The organism is Sphingomonas sp. GW821-FHT04B01 (assembly GCF_059420425.1).
Window position 1 is genome coordinate 106,667 of record NZ_JBWKTR010000008.1, and the last position, 17,649, is coordinate 124,315.

16 protein-coding genes are annotated in these 17,649 nt (G+C 70.0%); 10 read left to right on the plus strand and 6 right to left on the minus strand.

The window, feature by feature from the left end:
* Positions 1–3 precede the first annotated feature (3 nt).
* Positions 4–552, minus strand: a complete 549-nt coding sequence (locus AC07UH_RS17295; protein WP_495181246.1) for a histidine phosphatase family protein — start codon at positions 550–552, stop codon at positions 4–6.
* A 196-nt stretch (positions 553–748) separates the two neighbouring features.
* Between AC07UH_RS17295 and AC07UH_RS17300 the strand changes: the two genes are divergently transcribed.
* From AC07UH_RS17300 to AC07UH_RS17310, 3 genes are read left to right on the plus strand one after another with little or no spacing between them, the layout of a single operon-like run.
* Positions 749–973: a CbtB domain-containing protein gene (locus AC07UH_RS17300; RefSeq protein ID WP_495181245.1), complete on the plus strand. Its 225-nt coding sequence runs from the start codon at positions 749–751 to the stop codon at positions 971–973.
* A gap of 22 nt (positions 974–995) precedes the next feature.
* Positions 996–1,718, plus strand: coding sequence for a CbtA family protein (locus AC07UH_RS17305; protein ID WP_495189919.1), 723 nt, complete (start codon positions 996–998; stop codon positions 1,716–1,718).
* Complete coding sequence (locus AC07UH_RS17310) at positions 1,715–2,125, plus strand: DUF1636 domain-containing protein (RefSeq protein ID WP_495181243.1); 411 nt, start codon at positions 1,715–1,717, stop codon at positions 2,123–2,125. The genes AC07UH_RS17305 and AC07UH_RS17310 overlap by 4 nt, the downstream gene beginning before the upstream one ends.
* Positions 2,126–2,331: 206 nt before the next feature.
* Here the strand turns inward: AC07UH_RS17310 and AC07UH_RS17315 are convergent, their stop codons facing one another.
* Positions 2,332–2,517, minus strand: a complete 186-nt coding sequence (locus AC07UH_RS17315) for a hypothetical protein (protein ID WP_495181242.1) — start codon at positions 2,515–2,517, stop codon at positions 2,332–2,334.
* A gap of 345 nt (positions 2,518–2,862) precedes the next feature.
* On the opposite strand from AC07UH_RS17315, the gene AC07UH_RS17320 reads away from it, so the two are divergent.
* From AC07UH_RS17320 to AC07UH_RS17345, 6 genes are all read left to right on the plus strand, one after another.
* Positions 2,863–3,435 (plus strand): hypothetical protein, encoded by a 573-nt coding sequence (locus AC07UH_RS17320; RefSeq protein WP_137898462.1) that lies wholly within the window; start codon positions 2,863–2,865, stop codon positions 3,433–3,435.
* Between the two features lie 14 nt (positions 3,436–3,449).
* On the plus strand, positions 3,450–3,941 hold the full coding sequence (locus AC07UH_RS17325; protein WP_495189920.1) for a hypothetical protein: 492 nt from the start codon (positions 3,450–3,452) through the stop codon (positions 3,939–3,941).
* A 12-nt stretch (positions 3,942–3,953) separates the two neighbouring features.
* Positions 3,954–6,512: a TcfC E-set like domain-containing protein gene (locus AC07UH_RS17330; protein WP_495181240.1), complete on the plus strand. Its 2,559-nt coding sequence runs from the start codon at positions 3,954–3,956 to the stop codon at positions 6,510–6,512.
* 14 nt (positions 6,513–6,526) lie between these two features.
* On the plus strand, positions 6,527–7,225 hold the full coding sequence (locus tag AC07UH_RS17335; protein WP_495181239.1) for a fimbrial biogenesis chaperone: 699 nt from the start codon (positions 6,527–6,529) through the stop codon (positions 7,223–7,225).
* Between the two features lie 61 nt (positions 7,226–7,286).
* Entirely contained in the window at positions 7,287–9,056 is a 1,770-nt protein-coding gene (locus AC07UH_RS17340; RefSeq protein ID WP_495181238.1) for a hypothetical protein, read from the plus strand.
* A 44-nt stretch (positions 9,057–9,100) separates the two neighbouring features.
* Entirely contained in the window at positions 9,101–9,499 is a 399-nt protein-coding gene (locus tag AC07UH_RS17345; protein ID WP_495181237.1) for a hypothetical protein, read from the plus strand.
* 12 nt (positions 9,500–9,511) lie between these two features.
* On the opposite strand, the gene AC07UH_RS17350 is transcribed toward AC07UH_RS17345, so the two are convergent.
* The 4 genes from AC07UH_RS17350 to AC07UH_RS17365 all read right to left on the minus strand — a co-directional run bounded on the left by AC07UH_RS17350 (position 9,512) and on the right by AC07UH_RS17365 (position 14,343).
* Positions 9,512–10,240 carry a hypothetical protein gene (locus AC07UH_RS17350; protein WP_495189921.1) on the minus strand — a complete coding sequence of 243 codons (729 nt, stop codon included), beginning with the start codon at positions 10,238–10,240 and terminating at the stop codon, positions 9,512–9,514.
* Positions 10,241–10,333: 93 nt separating this feature from the next.
* Positions 10,334–10,702 (minus strand): hypothetical protein, encoded by a 369-nt coding sequence (locus AC07UH_RS17355; protein ID WP_495181235.1) that lies wholly within the window; start codon positions 10,700–10,702, stop codon positions 10,334–10,336.
* Between the two features lie 86 nt (positions 10,703–10,788).
* On the minus strand, positions 10,789–11,982 hold the full coding sequence (locus tag AC07UH_RS17360; protein ID WP_495181234.1) for an MFS transporter: 1,194 nt from the start codon (positions 11,980–11,982) through the stop codon (positions 10,789–10,791).
* A 66-nt stretch (positions 11,983–12,048) separates the two neighbouring features.
* On the minus strand, positions 12,049–14,343 hold the full coding sequence (locus tag AC07UH_RS17365) for a beta-glucosidase (protein WP_495181233.1): 2,295 nt from the start codon (positions 14,341–14,343) through the stop codon (positions 12,049–12,051).
* A gap of 200 nt (positions 14,344–14,543) precedes the next feature.
* Between AC07UH_RS17365 and AC07UH_RS17370 the strand changes: the two genes are divergently transcribed.
* Entirely contained in the window at positions 14,544–17,564 is a 3,021-nt protein-coding gene (locus AC07UH_RS17370) for a TonB-dependent receptor (RefSeq protein WP_137898471.1), read from the plus strand.
* Positions 17,565–17,649: the final 85 nt, after the last annotated feature.

A 17,649-nucleotide genomic window follows, 5' to 3' on the forward strand; every position in this document is an offset into this window, starting at 1 on the left:
GCCTCAGCCGCGGCGCAGCTCCTGCACCCGCCAGCGGCCGTGCCGCGACAGTCCGACGATCGACAAGGGCGCGACGTCGATCGCCAGCGTCGCCGCCACCGGCACGTCGAGCGCGTGCGCGATTGCCGCGCGCAGCACCGCGGCATGGCTGATCGCCAGCACACGCCCCTCGCCCAGCCCGTCGAGCCACGGCCCGACCCGCGCGCGTACCGCCGCCATGCTTTCGCCGCCCGGCGCGCCCGCCTCGGGTGCCGCCAGCCACGCCGCGACCGCCGCGGGCGCGAGCGACTCGAGGCTGCGGCCCGTCCATGCGCCGGCATCGATGTCGCGGAGCGCCGGTGCCTCCTCGGCGGCGACACCGATCAGTGCGGCGGTCTCGCGCGCCGCCGCCGCCGGGCTGACCCAGCAATGCGCAGCCGCCGCCCCGGCGAGATCGAGCGCCAGCACCTTGGCGCGCCCGCCGGCGTCGAGCGGCTCGGCCGGATCGGCGAAGCGCGCCGCGCGCGTCGCCGCGGTGGCACCGGCGCAGAGCAGGACGAGGCGGGTCGGCATCGGGCGGGATCTCCTGATCGGTTGACGCATCCCCGCCCCGCGTCCACAGCATGGCGGATCGGAGCCGGGCGGGAAGCCGGTGGAAATCCGGCGCGGTCGCGCCACTGTGATCGCCGGGCGCCAGCCTGTCGAGAGTCAGACCCCGCCCGGCGCCTCCACCCCATCCGGGCGCGCTTTCCCGGCAGGAGACTGACTGATGTCCGGCACCACCGCCGCCTTCGACGACGCGTTTCTTCCCGTCGGCACCACGCACATCCCGCTCGCCGATATCGCCCCCTGGGCGGTGTTCGCCGCGGTCGTCGCGCTGATCCTGCTGTATTTCGTCAGCACCGAACAGGGCGCCTTCGCGCTGTTCGACGGCATGTACGTCCACGAATATGTCCACGACGGCCGCCACCTGCTCGGCTTCCCCTGTCACTGATCCCGACGGACGCACGGTCATGATGAGGACGTTGCTCTGGCGGGGGATGCTCGCCGGACTGATCGGCGCGCTGGTCGCCGCCACCTTCGCGCTGCTGTTCGCCGAGCCGCAGATCGACGCCGCGGTGGCGCTGGAGGCGCATAACGCCGCGCACGCGATGGCGGCGGACGAGGAACTGGTCAGCCGCGCGACGCAGAAGACCTGGGGCCTCTACACCGCGATGGGCCTGTACGGCACCGCGCTCGGCGGGCTGCTCGCGATCGTCTTCGCAGGGCTGTACGGCCGGCTCGCGCGGGTCGGGCCGCGCAGCCTCGCGCTGCTGCTCGCGCTCGCGGCCTTCGTCGCGATCGTGCTGGTGCCGGCGATCAAATATCCGCCGACCCCGCCCGCGGTCGGGCTGCACGAGACGGTGCGGCTGCGCACCGCCGCCTATTTCGCGATGCTCGCGCTGTCGGTGGCGGCGGCGACCCTGGCGCTGTGGAGCTATCGCCGCCTCGCCGGCCGTATCGCCGGGCTCGACCGGCTGCTGATCGCGATCGGCATCTATGCGGCCACGGTGGCGCTGGTGCAGCGGCTGCTGCCGGTGATCGACGAGGTGCCGGCGCGCTTCCCGGCGACGCTGCTCTGGCAATTCCGTCTCGCCGCGATCGGCACGCAGGCGCTGTTCTGGCTGGTCGCCGCCGATCTGTTCGGCCGCGCCGCGGAGCGGACGGTGCGGGACGGACACCGCCGGGTCGCGCGATGAAGCTCACCCCCGTTGCCGCCGGGCCCGCCGTAGTCGCATGCAGCACCTGCCGCCTGACCGCGGACGCGCGCGAGGATGGCGACGGCCGTCGCGGCGGCGCGCTGCTCGTCGCGGCGCTCCATGCGGCACGCGCTGCCGATCCCGCTTATGCCGGCGTCGCGGTACAGGAGATGCCGTGCCTGTTCGCCTGCGCCGATTTCTGCACCGTCCACCTGCGCGCGCCGGGCAAGGTCGGCTACGTCCTCGGCCGTTTCACTCCGGACGAGGCAGCGGCGCGCGCGATCCTCGATTATGCCGCGCTCTACGCCGCCAGCGACACCGGGCAGGTTGCGTTCAAGCAATGGCCCGCGGGCGTGAAGGGCCATTTCATCACCCGCACGCCACCCGAGGGCTTCCTGGTCGAATGACCGGAAGCGGTCGACGCGCGGCCGGAGCGACGTTCGTCGCGGTCGCGACCCCGCCACATCAAGCCTCGTCACCCCGGACTTGATCCGGGGTCCCGCTGCATCTTGAACGTGTCGATCGGGACAAAGCGGGACCCCGGGTCGAGCCCGGGGTGACGGATCAAGGTCTTGGGGTCACGGCCGCAACGAACGTTGATCCCACCCTCGCGTCAGCGCGCGGCGAGCGCGACGCCGTCGCTGCGCAACAGGGCTTCCGCGGTGGCGATCTCGACCGGGGTCAGGCCGGCGAGCCGGTCCTGCGCTTCGATCGTGCGCGCGTCGCTCAGCGCTTGTAGGTCGGCCGATACGCTCGACGGACGGGCGGCCCCGAACAGGCCCAGCTTGATACGATTCATAATGTCCTCAGATCGATGACACGGGGCGTTCGCCCACGCGCTGCTCCCCACAATTCCGCAGCGCCGATGAGGTTCCCGGCATGATCGGACCGCCCGAACCGCGCGACCCAACCACAACCGCACCACGAAATCATATACGATAGATAAAACCACCGTTCCCATAGAACAGTTGTGGTTCTAATCGCCCATAACCCACATCAAAGTGGTTAAAATGTTACACGCAATGTTAACGGCGCCATGAGATCAGCGGATCAACGCCGAACTATTTGGACGGTTCGAGCAATCGAGCGGTCCGGCGGCACATTCACCGGCACTTTGATCGTCGGTCAACTTGGGTGGCGCAACATGAAGCTCAACATCATTGCTTTCGGAAAGTTCCTGCCGGGTCGCGCGGCGGCGTTGCTCGGCCTCACCGCACTCGCCGCGACGCCGGCTGCGGCCGCGACCAACGGCGCACTCGGCGCAACCTCGACGGGCAGCGTCCAGATCACCGTCTCGGTGCCGAGCCGCGTGCAGATCACCGGCCTCAGCGACATCAGCTTCGCCAATGCCGAGCCCAACGCCCAGGCGCTGAGCGCGCAGAACAATTGCGTGTGGAGCAACACCGCGACCAAGGGCTATACGATCACCGCGACGGGCAGCGGCACCGGCGGCGCGTTCACACTCGCCTCGGGCGCGCTGACGCCGGTGTCCTATGCCGTGCAGTGGAACCAGAGCTCGGGCCAGACCTCCGGCACCGCGCTGGTCGCATCGACCGCGTCGAGCGGCTTCGTCTCGACCGCCGCGGTGCCGACCTGCGCGACGACGCCCAGCTCGACGTCGAGCCTGATCGTCACCATCGCGCAGTCGCAGTTGCAGGCGATGCCGTCGCTGACCAGCTACACAGGCACGCTGACGCTGCTCGTCAACCCGCTCTGACGGACGGCGGGAGCGTGGCCATCGGATGTCCGCGCGCCCTGTCCGGCGGCATGATGCTGGCCGTGGCGCTCGCCGGCGCCGCGCCCGCTGCCGCGCAGCAGGTCCAGATCACCCGGCTCGCCGACTTTGCCTTCGGCACGGTCGGGGTCGATGCGGACATCAGCAGCAGCAAGGACGTGTGCATCTCATCGTCCGGTGTGCTCGGCCGCTACAATGTGGTCGCGAGCGGCAGCGGCATCAACCGCGCCTTCACGCTCGCCGGCGCTGGTGCGCCTTTGGCCTATGAGGTGCAATGGAGCGGCACGCCGGGCCGGGCGACCGGTACCGCGCTGGTCGCCGGGGTGGCCACCACCGGACTGACGACGACCGGCCTCGGCCTCAATCTCGGCTGCGTGCTCGGCAACGACAGCGCCAGCCTGATCGTCCTGCTGCGGTCGAGCGAGCTGAGCAAGGCGACGGCGGGTCCCTATACGGGCACGCTGACGCTGCTGATCGCGGCCGAATAGCGGCGCGACGCCATGTCCGGCGCTTCCGTTCCCCGGTGCCGTCCCAGAAGGGGCTGGCGGCTGGCGCTGGCCGCGGCGGCGGCGCTCTGCTGCTCTGCGGGCGCGCGTGCGGATCGGCCGGCGGATGCGCCGCAGCTCCACGTCGGCGCGCCAGCGGGCTTCGACCAGTTGCTCAAGCCGCAGGAGGCGATGGTCGACGTCTTCGTCGGCGGCCGCGCGATCGGCCAGACGCGGCTGCGCTACGGTTCGGGCCGGGTCACCCTTCTTGAGGTCGACGCGCTGCTCGCCCTCGTCCCCGATCTGGTCGACGTCGCCACCGCGCGCGCCGCGCTCGCCGCGCCGGATCTCGATGCGCATCCCGGGCTGGTCTGCCCGGCCGATGCCGATCCGGCAGGCTGCCGGACGCTGACGCCCGCCGATGCCGGCGTGATCCTCGATGCGGCACGCTTCCGTATCGATCTCTTCTTCAATCCGAAGCTGCTGGCGGTGCATCCGGCAAGCGAGCGCCGCTATCTGCCGCCGCCCGAGGCGCGCCTGTCGCTGGTCGACCAGATCGGCGGCACCGTCGCGGGCAGCGGCGGCTATGTCGACTATACGCTGCTCAACCGCGCCATCCTCGGCTACGGCCATGCCCGCGTGCGCAGCGAGATGTCCTATTCGTCGCGCTACGGCCTGCTCGCCGATACGCTCGCGGCCGAGCTCGACACGCCCGGCTATCGCTATGCGGCGGGCGTGCAATGGACGCCGGGGATCGACCTCACCGGCCGGCGGCGGATCTTCGGCGTCGGCGTGCAGAGCCAGATCGATACCCGGCTCGATCGCACGCTGATCGCCGGCAGTCCGCTCGTCGTCTCGCTGGCGGCGCGGGCGCGCGTCGACGTGCTGCGCGACGGCCGCTTGCTAACCTCGCGAACCTATGACGCGGGCAATCAGGCGCTCGACACCTCCAGCCTGCCGGACGGCGCCTACGAACTGGTGCTGCACGTCACCGAGGCCGGCGGCGCGGTGCGCGACGAGCGGCGCTTCTTCACCAAGAACGCCGCGATCGCGGCGATCGGCGACCCGATCGTCTTCGCTTATGCCGGGCTGCTCGCCAACGACCGCGTCGGCACCTTCATCGCAACGTCGCGCACGCCCTTCTACGAAGCGGGCATCGCGCGCCGGCTGACGCCGCAGCTCGCGCTCGACGCGACCGTGCTCGGCACCGATCGCAACGCGCTGATCGAACTGGGTGGCTATTGGCTCGGCCACGCCGCGCAATGGCGCGCCGCCGGGCTCGCCTCCCTCCACGGCCAGTTCGGCGTGCTGGCCCAGGCCACCTCGTCGGGCACCGCGCGGCTCAATTATGCGGTCGATCTGCGGCGGGTGTGGAGCCCGGGGGGACGGCCGCTGATCCCGCTCGGCGACAGCGTCGCGACCGCGATGATCCTCCGCGCCGACCCGGCGGCGCGCGTCTCGACCGGCGGCTTCACCCAGGTCAACGGCACGATCAACTATGCGCTGCCCCGCGGCCAGTTCGCCCTGTCGGGTTTCTACCGCCGGGATCAGCGTGCGCGCGCCTCCTACGGCCTCGGGCCGAGCCTCACCATCCCCTTGATCCAGCGCGGCGGCTTGCAGGTGACGGTGCGTGGCGACGCGACGATCACCAACCAGGGGCGCGTGGCGTTCCTCGGCATCAGTCTCCAGCGGCTGCGCGGCACCGCCGCCTGGAGCGCCAGCACCGGCCTGCGCGCCAGCGATGTCGGCGGCACGCAGCGTGGCGTCGCGGCGGTCGGTGGCATCGCAGGGGCGTGGCAGCGCGATCGCGTGCTCGGCGGCGAGCTGGCACTGTCGGGCGGCGTGGAGCGCGAGGTCGGCGGCACGCTGGCGCGCGGCCATGCCGATCTGCGCACCCGCGCCGCCGCGCTCTATGCCGATGTCGCGCAGCCGCTCGCGGGCAGCAACGGCGCCACCCAATATAGTTTCGGCTTCCAGACGACCGCCGCGGCGACGCATCGCGCGCTCGTCCTGCAAGGCCGCGAGCGCAACGACGCGATCATCGTCGTCTCGGTGCAGGAGGATGGCGAGCCCCGCCGCAAGGGCCCCGCCGGCGCCCCGTTCGAGGTGCTGGTCGACAATGGCACGCGCGGCACCGTTCGGCTCGGCGAGACGCTGGCGGTGTCGGTGCCGGCCTATCGCCAATATGCCGTGCGCCTGCGCTCGACCGGCGAAGAGCTGATGCATCTGGATGGCGGCACGCGCAAGGTGAGCGTCTATCCCGGCACCGTCGCGCGGCTCGAATGGAAGACGCGCCACGTCGTCGCGATGTTCGGGCGGCTGCTGTGGCACGACGGCACGCCGGTCGCCAATGCGGCGATCCACGCCGCCGGCGCGATCGGCGACACCGATGCCGCGGGCTATTTCCAGATCGAGACGATCCGCAATGCCGTGCTGAAGATCCAGGCGCCCGACGGCCGGTCCTGCCAATTGCCGGTCCACGCCGCGGCGACGCCCGACGGCTATGCCGCGCTCGGAACGCTCGCCTGCGTCGGCGCGTCGTTCGTCAACCAGATCGCCGACCTGCGGCCGTGAAGAAGGAGAGGATCATGACCATGACCCGGATGCGCCGGAGCCTCGCGACCATCGTCGCCGCCGTCGCCGGCCTGGGCGCGCAGCCCGCCGCCGCCAATCTCGTGCTCAGCCAGGTCGTCGTCGACCTCACGCCTGCCGGGCCGCCGCGCGCCGATGTCGAGGCGTGGAACACCGGGGCCGAGCGCATGTACGTCGTCGCCGAACCCGCCAGCATCGTCGATCCCGGCACCCCGGCGGAGCGGCGTGTCGCCAGCGCCGATCCGGCCGAAAGCGGCCTGCTGGTGACGCCGCAGAAGATGATCCTCGAACCGGGCGAGCGCAAGCTGATCCGCATCGCCGCGGTGGCGCCGCGGGCGGCGCGCGATCGCGTCTATCGCGTCACGGTCAAGCCGGTGGCGGGCGATGTCTCGGCCGCGGGCTCGGCGCTCAAGGTGCTGGTCGGCTACGACATGCTGGTCATCGTCCGCCCCGCGGTGATGGCCGGCGAGGTCGCCGGCCGTCGCGACGGCACGACGCTCGCGCTGACCAACACCGGCAGCACCAGCGTCGAACTGTACGAAGGCCGGCAATGCACCGCCGCCGGCGGCGACTGCCGCCCGCTCCCCGCCAAGCGGCTCTATGCCGGCGCGACCTGGTCGCAGCCGATCGATCCCGCCCGCCCCGTCGCCTACAAGGTCAAGACCGGGTTGATGGTGAAGGCCGTCACCTACTGATCGCCGGACGTGCCGGCGCGCGCGTCTGGACAGCACCCACCGCCACAATTAGGCGGAGGCGATGGACCGTGCCGACGTCGCCGACACCAATGCCGTGACGGATGCGCGCGACCGGTCGTCCGGCCGCGATCGGCTGGCGCATGGGGCGATGGTCGCCGGCGCGTTCGTCGTCGCGATGCTGCTGTTCTTCCGCGTCCCGATCCTCAGCGGCTTCGATCTCGGCTTCGGCGATCGCGGCGATGCGGTGATCGAGATCAGCATCCTCGAACACTGGCGCAACGTGCTGGACGGCGCCGCCGCCTGGGACACCACCGGCTATTTCCATCCGTATCGCGGGACGCTCGGCTATAACGACGGCTATCTGCTGTATGGGCTCAGTTACTCCTTCTGGCGGCTGTTCGCCGATCCCTTCCATGCCGACATGCTCAACGTCCTGACCTTCAAGACGATCGGCTTCGTCGCGGCCTATCTGCTGGTCGCGCGCACGCTCGGCTGGGGGCGCGTTGCGGCGACGCTGGTGGCGCTGCTGTGGACGGTGGCGAGCGGCATCTCGCTGCAGGCCGTGCACGTGCAGTTGCAAAGCGTCGCCCTGCTGCCGGTGGCGATGATGCTCGCGATCGCCGCCGTGCGCGCCGAACAGGACGGGCGCCGCGGTCGCGCGCGGACGCTCGCCGTCGCGCTGGCGGCGCTGATCGCGGCATGGCTGCTGACGGCCTATTACATGGCCTGGTTCACAATTTTTTCCGCCGCCCTGTTCGTCGCCTGCTGGTGCGTGCTGAGCGACCGTTGGCGTCCCGCCGCCGCCCTCGCTTTGGCCCGCCGCCATGCCGCAACGTGGCTCTGCGGCGCGGGCGCGTTCGCGATCCTCGTCCTGCCGTTCCTTGCCATCTACCTTCCCAAGGCAGGCGAAACCGGCGGTCACCCCTATGAGGAGATGCTGGGCTATCTCGTCACGCCGCTGATCGACATGATCAACGTCGGGCCGGACAATTACCTGTGGGGCTGGCTGTTCCGGCCGTTGTTCGCGCTGATCCACGCCGAAATGCCCGCCGACCCGATGCTGCCCCGGCGCGTGCTCGGCGGCGAGCATGAAACGGGCATCCCGCCGATCCTGTTCGTGCTGGTCGTCACCGCCGCATGGCAGATCATCGTCCGCCGCCGGATCGACGGCCTGCCGGTATCGCGCGAATTGCGCGCCTTCGCGCTCGCGACGATCATCGGCTGGCTGCTCACGCTGCAATTCTGGTCGGTGTCGCCCTGGGGCCTGGTGTACGCGCTGGTACCCGGCGGCAAGGGGCTGCGCGTGGTGTCGCGCTATCAGCTCTGGCTGGTGCTGCCCTTCCTGCTGCTCGTCGTCGCCGTCTGGCGGCAGCGGGCGACGCGGCTGACCCGGTCGCGGCCGTGGCTCGCCGCGACCTTCGCCGTGCTGCTCGTCGCGGAGAATCTGAGTGCCGAAACGCCGGCCCAGCTGCACCACGACGAACAGCAGGCCGCCGTGTCGGCCATCCCGCCGCCGCCCGCCGCCTGTGCCAGCTTCTACGCCGTGGTCACCCGGCGCGACGAGCCGCTGTACCTCAGCGCCTTCAAGCAAGGCCTCTATCCGCACAACGCCGATGCGATGCTGCTCGCCGAACTGTGGCGGGTGCCGACGATCAACGGCATCTCCACGTTCAACCCGCCCGACTGGAATTTCGCCAGCCCCTTGGCGGCGGACTATGACACGCGCGTCGCTGCTTACGCGCGGCGCCATCGCCTACACGGCCTCTGCCGGCTCGACATGCGGCGGGCGCGGCCATGGTCGCGGCTTGTGCCGGCCGCCGCCGGTTCGTAGAGCGCCCGCCACGTCGCCGGTCCGGCGATCCGTACGGAGAGCGTATGACCCGAATCCCATTGATCGGCGCCGCCATCGCCGCCGCCCTCGCCAGCGCCACGCCGGCGTCGGCGCAGATCGTGCTGGAAGCCAATGGTGCGCGCGCGGATGGCCGCTGGGGCGGCGAATTGGGCGCCGGCTACGGCTTCGGGGCGGCGGGCTTCCGCCTGACGCCGATGGTCGGCGCGCTCGTCGATCGCGGCGACGACGATGCGGTCAAACCGTATGGCCGGATCGAGGCGACCTATGCGATTCCCCTCGTCGCGACGGTCGGCGCCGGCATTCGCGCCGGCGACGACCTGCGCCCTTATGGTACGGTGGCGCTGCCGCTGCTGCCGGCGATCAGCCTGAAGGGCAACGCGGGACCGCATTATTTCGCATTGGGTCTGCGCCTCGGGCTGTGACGCCGCGCCGGCTCAATCGCTGATCGTCCAGCCCTGCCGCGCGTCGCGGCCGCGGATCGGCTGCGCCTGGGCGATGCGGCGATCGAGCTGCTGCATCGTGTCGAAGCGCGACGAACCGGTGGCGGCATCGCCGGGCATGTCGACCAGTTGCACCGGCATCGGCGTCCGATACGCCCCCGCGCGCGCGGGCAGGGTGCTCGCATAGACGAGGACAGGCGCCGGCCGCACCGGCCGGACCGCGGATTTTGGGATGCTGGCGGCATCGGTGGTGTAGGCGACGAACTCGCGACCCGCTTCGAACACCGCGTGCCGCCCGGTAACGAACGCGCCCGCGACGACGCCGCCGATGAGGATCGAGCCGACCGTCTCGCCGGCGCGGCCCTCGCCCGCGGCGTGGAAGCGGCCGGTGACCGCGACCTGCCGCCCGGCGATCTCCACCGAGCGCAGCGCGATATCGACCTTGCCCGACTTGCCGAACGCGCCCTTGCCGGTGCGCGCGGTGACCAGGCCGGTGCCCGCCGCGCCGTGCGGGATCAGCACTGCACCGTCGACGATCACGTCACGCGCGACCGACACCGGCACGAGCTGCCCGACGCGGGCGCGCTGCGAGCTGACCTCCTCGTCGAGGCGGAAGGCGATCTGGGTATGCGCCGGCACCATCACCACGTCGGCGGGCGCATTTTGCGCCGCCGCGATCGTCGGCAAGGCGCAGCCGAGCGCCAAGATGTGCAAGCACCGCATGAAGATCCCCCTCGACGGCATGTCCGTCGCGCGAAGGATAGGCGCAGGGAACTGATTATCCGGTAAAATGACCTAGTTAACGGGCGTTTCCCGCTACAGCCCGCCCTGGAAGGCGAAGGTGAAGCGCGACGGCGTCGTCTTCGCCGACTGGCCCGCCCTGCGCGCCGGCGTCACCGCGGTGAGCGTCAGCTTGCCGTCGGCGACATCGACCGGCACGCCCAGGATTAGGTCGACGCTTTTCGACCAGGCGCCGCCCGACACGGTGGCGCGCACCACCACCCGACCCGCCCAGACGCAGCGGGTGCCGACCGGGCAGCGGCTGTCCTCGACGACATGATCGGGCCGTACCCGCGGCCCGCCGACCAGCGCGGTCTGGCCGAGCGCGACCGGCCCCTCGACCGCTGCGGTCGGCGAGCAACCGGCGAGCGTCGCCACCACGACGAGGGATGAGAAACGGGACATGCGATCGCAGCGTATCGGCGACGTATCACGCCGTCCAGCGCGTCGCCAACCGGGCTTCGGCACGCGCGGATGACGTGCGACGACGGTCACTGCCACGCCCGCACGCGCAGCATCCCGAGCCCGCCGCAGCCGGCGAGGAAGGCGAGCAGCAAGAGGACGGCGGTGAAATCATGCGGTGCCGCGAGCATCCAGGTCAGCGGCGGGCCGAGCAGCGACGGCAGCGTGTTGGCGAGGTTGAAGAGGCCGAGGTCGCGTCCGCGGTGCGCCGGGTTGGGCAGCAGCTGCATCGCGAAGGCGGCGTGGAGCGCGACGAACACCGACGAACCGGTGACGTAGACGCCGAAGGCGGTCGCGCCGCCGGTCCAGTCCCGCGCCGCCGCCATGCCGAGCAGCCCCGCGACCGCGACGGCGGCGGCGATCAGCAGGAACGGCTTGCGCCGCGCCGTCAGGTCCGAGAGGCGGCCGAGCAGCACGGCGATCGGCAACGGAATCACGAAGACGAGGACCAGCAGGCCGCCGATTTGCGCCGGCAGATCGCCGCGCGCCGCACCGCCGACGATGCTCTCGAAATAATAGAGCAGATAGGCCTGCGTCACGACCGCGGCGACCTGCACCAGCAAGCGCGACAGGCCGGCGATCACGAGGTCGCGCCGCGACGACGGCACCGGCGTCCGCACCACGACCGCCGCCGAGGGCGCGCCGCGCACGAGCAGCAGCGGCAGCACGCAGGCGGCGACGACCGCCGGCACCAGCGCCAGCCGCGCCGCCTCCGGCAGGACCGCGCTGCCGACCAGCATCGCCGAGAAGGCCGACGCCACCGGGCTGCCGAGCGACAGCAGCCCGCCGGCGATGCCCTTCTGCGCGTCGGGCACCTCCTCCGCCATGATCGCCATCATCGGTGCGAGCAGCGCGTTGACGGCGAATTGGAAGACGACGATCGCGGCGACGAGCGCGACCGGCGTCTGGGCGAACGCCACCGCGGCATAGCTCGCCGCGGTGGCGACGATGCCGCCGACCATCCACCGCCGCCGGCCGCCGCCGCGGCGTAGCGAGCGATCGCTCAGCCAGCCGAACAGCACGTTGGCGCCGCTCGCCGACAATGCGCCCGCGGTGATGCAGGCGGTGAACACCCCGATCCGTGCCGCACCGCTCAGCGCTTCCACCTTGAGCGGCAACAGCAGCGTCAGCAGCGGCAGATAGGCGATCACCCCGCCGACGTTCGCCAGCGCGAAGACGATCAGGAACAGGCGGCGGGGCAAGGTGGCGGTGGCGTCGGGCATCGTGGCGCGGCGATCCTGCCCGCGATGCCTCCCGGCGACAACCTTATGCTTTGCCTCGTTGTTTCCCTACGGCTTCATCGTCGTCGCCTGCAGCGTCGCGCTCGACACGATCGTGCGGTCGCCCGCGTCGCGGGCCAGCGCCACGCGATAGCGCCCCGCCGCGATCCGCCAGCCCGGCAGCTTCGTGTCATAGTCGGCGACGATGCGCGGTTCGGCGGTCAGCGTCACGCGACGCGTCTCGCCCGGCTTCAGCGTCACGCGGGTGAACGCCGCGAGCCGCATCGGCGTGCCCCCGTCCTCGCGCGCCCCTCCGCCCTCGCGTGCTACGTACATCTGCGGCACGTCGGCACCCGCCCGCTGGCCGGTATTGACGACGTCGAACGTCACGCTCAGCCGCGCACCGCCGGTGACCACCGGGTTGCGATAGGCGAAGCTGGTGTAGCTCAGCCCATGGCCGAAGCGGAACAGCGGCGTCAGCCCCTTCTTCTCATACCAGCGATAGCCGACGTCGGCGCCCTCGACATAGTCCGCCGGAAAGCTTTCCAGCGTCTTCTGCGATGCCACCGCCGGATTGGCCGCGGCCTCCGCCTCCAGCCCGGTAAGGCGGTCAAGCCCGACGGGCCGCGGGCGCGGCGGCTGCGAGGCGTCGGCGGGGAAGGTGATCGGCAACCGCCCCGACGGATTGACCGCGCCGGTCAGGATCGCCGCCAGCGCCTCGCCGCCGCGCTGGCCGGGATACCAGGCCTGTACCACCGCGGGCACCGCCTTGATCCACGGCATCAGCACGGGGCCGCCGGTTTCCATCACCGCGACGGTATGCGGCTGCGCGGCGGCGATCGCGGCGATCAGCGCGTCCTGCTGGTTGGGCAGGCGCAGGTCGGGCACGTCCTCCGCCTCGGTCGTCCATTGCGTGGCGAAGACGATCGCCAGATCGGCGCCCTTCGCCGCGTCGATCGTCGCGTTGAAGTTGCGGCCATCCACCCACGTCACCTGCGCCCCCGGCAGCGCCTTGCGCAAGGCGGCGAGCGGCGAGGAGGCGTGATAGGTGATCCGCGCGAACGACGCCGATCCGCCGGTGGCGAGCGGGATCTCGACCGGCGCGCCGCCGACCGAGCGCACCTGCGACGAGCCGCCGCCCGACAGCACGCCGACGTCGGCATTGCCGCCGATCACCACGATCCGCTTGGCACTGCGCGCGATCGGCAGCACGTCGCCCTCGTTCTTGAGCAGCACGATGCCCGCCTCGGCGGCGCGCTGCGCGACCTCGGCGTGCGCGGCATAGGGCGGGGTCTGCGCGGTGGCGGGGACCGGCGTGTCATAGGCGCCGGTCGCGATCAGCCCGGTCAGATAGCGCGCGACCATGTCGTCGAGCCGCTTGCCCGACACCTGCCCCGCCGCCACCGCCGCCTTGAGCGGCGCCCCGAAATATATCGCCTTGTCCAGCTCCTGCCCGGATTGCTGGTCGAGCCCGCCGTTCGCCGCCTTCACCGTCGAATGCACCGCCCCCCAGTCGCTCATCACCCAGCCGTGATAGCCCCAGTCGCGCTTCAGCACGTCGTTGAGCAGATGGCCGTTCTCGCACGCCCAGTCGCCGCCGACCTTGTTGTAGGCGCACATCACCGATCCCGGCTGCCCCTTCTCGATCGCGATCTCGAAGGCGAGCAGGTCGCTCATCCGGAACGCCGCCTCGCCGATCCGCGCATCGACGACGGTGCGCCCGGTCTCCTGCGCGTTGAGCGCGAAATGCTTGACGGTGGAGACGATGCGGTTGCTCTGCACCCCCGCGATATGCTCGCCGGCCAGCGTCCCCGCGAGCAGCGGGTCCTCGCCGAGATATTCGAAATTGCGCCCGTTCCACGGGTCGCGCGTCAGGTTGACGCCACCGGCGAGCAGCACGTTGAACCGCTTCGCGCGCGCCTCGGCACCGATCATCGTGCCGCCGGCCCGGGCGATGGCGGGATCGAAGCTCGCCGCGGTGGCGAGGCCGGACGGCAGCGCGGTAGCGACGTCGCCCTTGCGCTGCTCGACCTGGTTGGCGACGCCGAGCGAGGCGTCGCTCTCGCGCACCAGCGGCACGCCGAGCCGCGCGATGCCGTCGATATGGCCCGCCGACGGGATCAGCTCGTTGGCCGACTTGCCCGCCGCCATCGGCGGGAACAGCCCGTGGAGCAGCGCGATCTTCTCGTCGATCGTCATCCGCGCGACGATCGCATCGGCACGCGCCCGCGCCCGCGCCGCCGTCGCCTGCGCCGACGCCGGTGCCGCCCCGTCCACGCGACCGCCCGCGGCGGGTGCACCGGCCGTCAGCACGACCGTCGCCAATACCGTCGCCGAGGCACACGTCTTCCAAAACCGCTTCATGCAATCCTCCCGTCGCCGACGCATTCGCCGCGCCGGCCTGTCGCCCTTTGCAGGCATGACGCCCTTCAAAGCATATTAAGAGAACGTTCACAACGGTGACGGTCGTTCGACAGGATGCGCTTGACAGACAACGGCTTATCCGTGAAGTGAACGTTCTCAAGAGCGCGGGATCGCCGCGCCTGTCATCGGGGAGGATTACCATGCGCCGCGTCAGGGCTCGCCTGCTTTCGCAATTCGCCATCGGGGTTTCGACCGCCGCTCTCGTCACCCTGCCGGGTGCCGCTGCCGCGCAGGACGCCGCCGCCACGCTCGGCAACACCGGCCCCGCGCAGATCGAACCGCAGGCGGCGACGCCGTCGGACGCACCGGATACCACCGGCGACATCGTCGTGACCGGCATCCGCGCCTCGCTGCGCGCCTCCGCGGACATCAAGCGCGACGGCCAGGGTATCGTCGACGCGATCTCGGCGGAGGATATCGGCAAATTCCCCGATACCAACCTCGCCGAATCGCTCCAGCGCATCACCGGCGTGTCGATCGACCGGTCGAACGGCGAAGGCTCGTTCGTCACCGTCCGCGGCCTCGGCCCCGAGTATAATCTCGTCGTCCTCAACGGCCGTCAGCTGCCGACCGCGGTGATCGGCGACGGCAACAGCGCGCCCGGCTCGCGCGCGTTCGACTTCGCCAACCTCGCCTCCGAAGGCATCGCCGCGCTCGAAGTCTACAAATCCGGCCGCGCCAGCGTCCCCTCGGGCGGCATCGGTGCGACGATCAACATCCGCACGCCGCGTCCGTTCGACAAGGTCGGCACGCGCGGCTCGGTCGCGGCGCGCGGCGTCATCGACACCTCGCAGAACGGCAAGAACGACATCACGCCCGAAGTGTCGGGCATCTTCTCGACCACCTTCGCCGACGACCGGATCGGCATCCTGGCGAACGGCGTCTACCAGAAGCGCCGCGCATCGGTGAACCAGGCCAACGTCGGCTGGCGCGACGGCTATCTCGGCTCGGAGAACAATTGGGGCTCGCTCGCGCAGCCCGGCGATCCGCGTGCGGCGAACATCACCAACCGCCCGAGCGCCACCAGCGTCTACGAAGTGCCGCAGAACGCCTCCTACGACGTCAACGACATCAGCCGCGAGCGCATCAACGGCCAGTTGGTGCTGCAGGCGAAGCCGACCGACACGCTGGTCGCGACGATCGACTACACCTATTCGCGCAACGAGGTGAAGACGCGCAACGCCAACGTCGGCATCTGGTTCAACCACAATGACACCTCGTCGGCATGGACCGACGGCCCGGTCGCCGGCCCGCGCTTCTACACCGAGCGCTTCACCGCGGCGGAAGCCAAGGACCTGTCCTATTCCAGCGCGCTGACTGCGTACCGGACCGAGAACAAGTCGCTCGGCGCCAACCTCACCTGGGAAGCGCCCGGCGGCGTCACCGTCGGCCTCGACGCGCATCATTCGACCGCCGAATCGAAGCCGACCAACAAATACGGCAACAGCAATTCGCTGGGCACCGCGATCTTCGGCGTCGCCAACCAGACGATCAACTTCGACAACGATCTGCCGGTGATCTCCTACCAGATGCAGCCCGGGATCAACCCGCTGAACGCGTCGCTGATCGTGCCGACCGGCAACGCCTTCCGCAATTCCTACTTCCGCGACCGGATCAACCAGGCGCAGCTGAAGGGGCATTACGACCACGAGGGCAGCTTCCTCGATTCGATCGATTTCGGCTTCACCTTCACCGACAACAAGGTGCGCTCGGCCTATGGCGTGTTGCAGAACGACACCTGGGGCGGCACCGGCGGCGACAGCGCGGCGCAGCGCGCGGCAGCGGCGGCGCTGCTGCCCGACGACATCTTCAAGCTGATCGACATCCCCAGCAAGTTCAAGGGCATCGGCGGCGTCGGCAGCTCGGACATCGCCAAGCAATTCTACGGCTACAATTTCGAACAGGTCGTCGGCCTGCTCGATTCGACCTATGGCATCTGCGGCGGCGACGGCAATTGCCTCACCCCCTACACCACCGATCGCCGCATCCGTGAAAAGACCGTCGCGCCCTATCTGCAGATCAACAACAAGTTCGATCTGTTCTCGAACCCGGCGCATCTGATCGCCGGCCTGCGCTACGAGAACACGACGGTGAAATCGTCGGCGCTGGTGCCGATCCCGACCGGGACGCGGCAGAATTCGCAGAACGAATTCAACATCGTCTATTCCGGCGACAGCGCCTTCACCACCTTCTCGGGCGGCTATGACGAATGGTTGCCGTCGATCGACTTCGACGTCCAGCCGATCCGCAACGTCAAGCTGCGCGCCTCGTACAGCCACACGATCACGCGTGCCGATTACGGCTCGCTGCAGGGCGGCCTGACGCTCGACCAGTTGTTCCGCGTCGGCGGCGGCACCGGTGCGCAGGGCAATCCCAACCTCGTGCCCTACAAGTCGAAGAACATCGATCTGTCGGCGGAATGGTATTACACGCCCGAAAGCTACATGTCGGTCGGCTATTTCCGCAAACAGGTGTCGAACTACATCGGCGTCACCCAGCTCAACGGCCCGGCGTTCAACCTGACCAACCCGGCCAACGGCCCGCGCTATCAGGCCGCGATCGCCGCGCTCGGCGCCAATGCGACCTTCGCCGACATCCGCAACTATATCGGCACCAACTACCCGGGCAGCGTGGTCAACGGCACGATCCTCGGCACCGCCGCGGACGCACCGGTCAATTTCGTCATCTCGACGCCGTTCAACAGCGACGAGACCGCGACGATCAACGGCTTCGAATTCGCGATCCAGCACAGCTTCTGGCAGACCGGCTTCGGCACGCAGCTCAACTATACGATCGTCAACGGCAATCGCGACTACAACAACCTGCTGCCGGCGAGCACGTCGCAATTCGCGATCAACGGCCTGTCCGACAGTGCGAATGCAACGCTCTATTACGACAAGAACGGCTTCCAGGCGCGCGCGTCGTACAACTGGCGGGCGGAATTCCTGTCGGGCGGCGGCATCAATCCCTATTATACGGAAGGCTACGGCCAGCTCGACGGCACGATCAGCTGGCAGTTCGTGCCCGGCCTGACCGTGTTCGCCGAGGCGATCAACCTGACCGGCGCCGATCGCCGCGGGCATCGCCGCTCGGACCGCAACGTCACCTTCGTGGCAAAGCAGGACGCGCGCTACTCGGGCGGCGTCCGGTTCAACTTCTGATCGACCGGTGCTGAAGGAAAGAGCCATCTCTGTGAAGAGGTGGCTCTTTTCGTCTTGTCGGCGCCGCGTCGACAGATAGGACGAA

Coding starts and splice junctions, on each gene's coding strand:
- AC07UH_RS17295 (WP_495181246.1), bottom strand. CDS start 552: ATGCCGACCCGCCTCGTCCTGCTCTGCGCCGGTGCCACCGCGGCGACG.
- AC07UH_RS17360 (WP_495181234.1), bottom strand. CDS start 11,982: ATGCCCGACGCCACCGCCACCTTGCCCCGCCGCCTGTTCCTGATCGTC.
- AC07UH_RS17355 (WP_495181235.1), bottom strand. CDS start 10,702: ATGTCCCGTTTCTCATCCCTCGTCGTGGTGGCGACGCTCGCCGGTTGC.
- AC07UH_RS17330 (WP_495181240.1), top strand. CDS start 3,954: ATGTCCGGCGCTTCCGTTCCCCGGTGCCGTCCCAGAAGGGGCTGGCGG.
- AC07UH_RS17345 (WP_495181237.1), top strand. CDS start 9,101: ATGACCCGAATCCCATTGATCGGCGCCGCCATCGCCGCCGCCCTCGCC.
- AC07UH_RS17340 (WP_495181238.1), top strand. CDS start 7,287: ATGGACCGTGCCGACGTCGCCGACACCAATGCCGTGACGGATGCGCGC.
- AC07UH_RS17365 (WP_495181233.1), bottom strand. CDS start 14,343: ATGAAGCGGTTTTGGAAGACGTGTGCCTCGGCGACGGTATTGGCGACG.
- AC07UH_RS17370 (WP_137898471.1), top strand. CDS start 14,544: ATGCGCCGCGTCAGGGCTCGCCTGCTTTCGCAATTCGCCATCGGGGTT.
- AC07UH_RS17310 (WP_495181243.1), top strand. CDS start 1,715: ATGAAGCTCACCCCCGTTGCCGCCGGGCCCGCCGTAGTCGCATGCAGC.
- AC07UH_RS17300 (WP_495181245.1), top strand. CDS start 749: ATGTCCGGCACCACCGCCGCCTTCGACGACGCGTTTCTTCCCGTCGGC.
- AC07UH_RS17315 (WP_495181242.1), bottom strand. CDS start 2,517: ATGAATCGTATCAAGCTGGGCCTGTTCGGGGCCGCCCGTCCGTCGAGC.
- AC07UH_RS17335 (WP_495181239.1), top strand. CDS start 6,527: ATGACCATGACCCGGATGCGCCGGAGCCTCGCGACCATCGTCGCCGCC.
- AC07UH_RS17350 (WP_495189921.1), bottom strand. CDS start 10,240: ATGCGGTGCTTGCACATCTTGGCGCTCGGCTGCGCCTTGCCGACGATC.
- AC07UH_RS17320 (WP_137898462.1), top strand. CDS start 2,863: ATGAAGCTCAACATCATTGCTTTCGGAAAGTTCCTGCCGGGTCGCGCG.
- AC07UH_RS17305 (WP_495189919.1), top strand. CDS start 996: ATGAGGACGTTGCTCTGGCGGGGGATGCTCGCCGGACTGATCGGCGCG.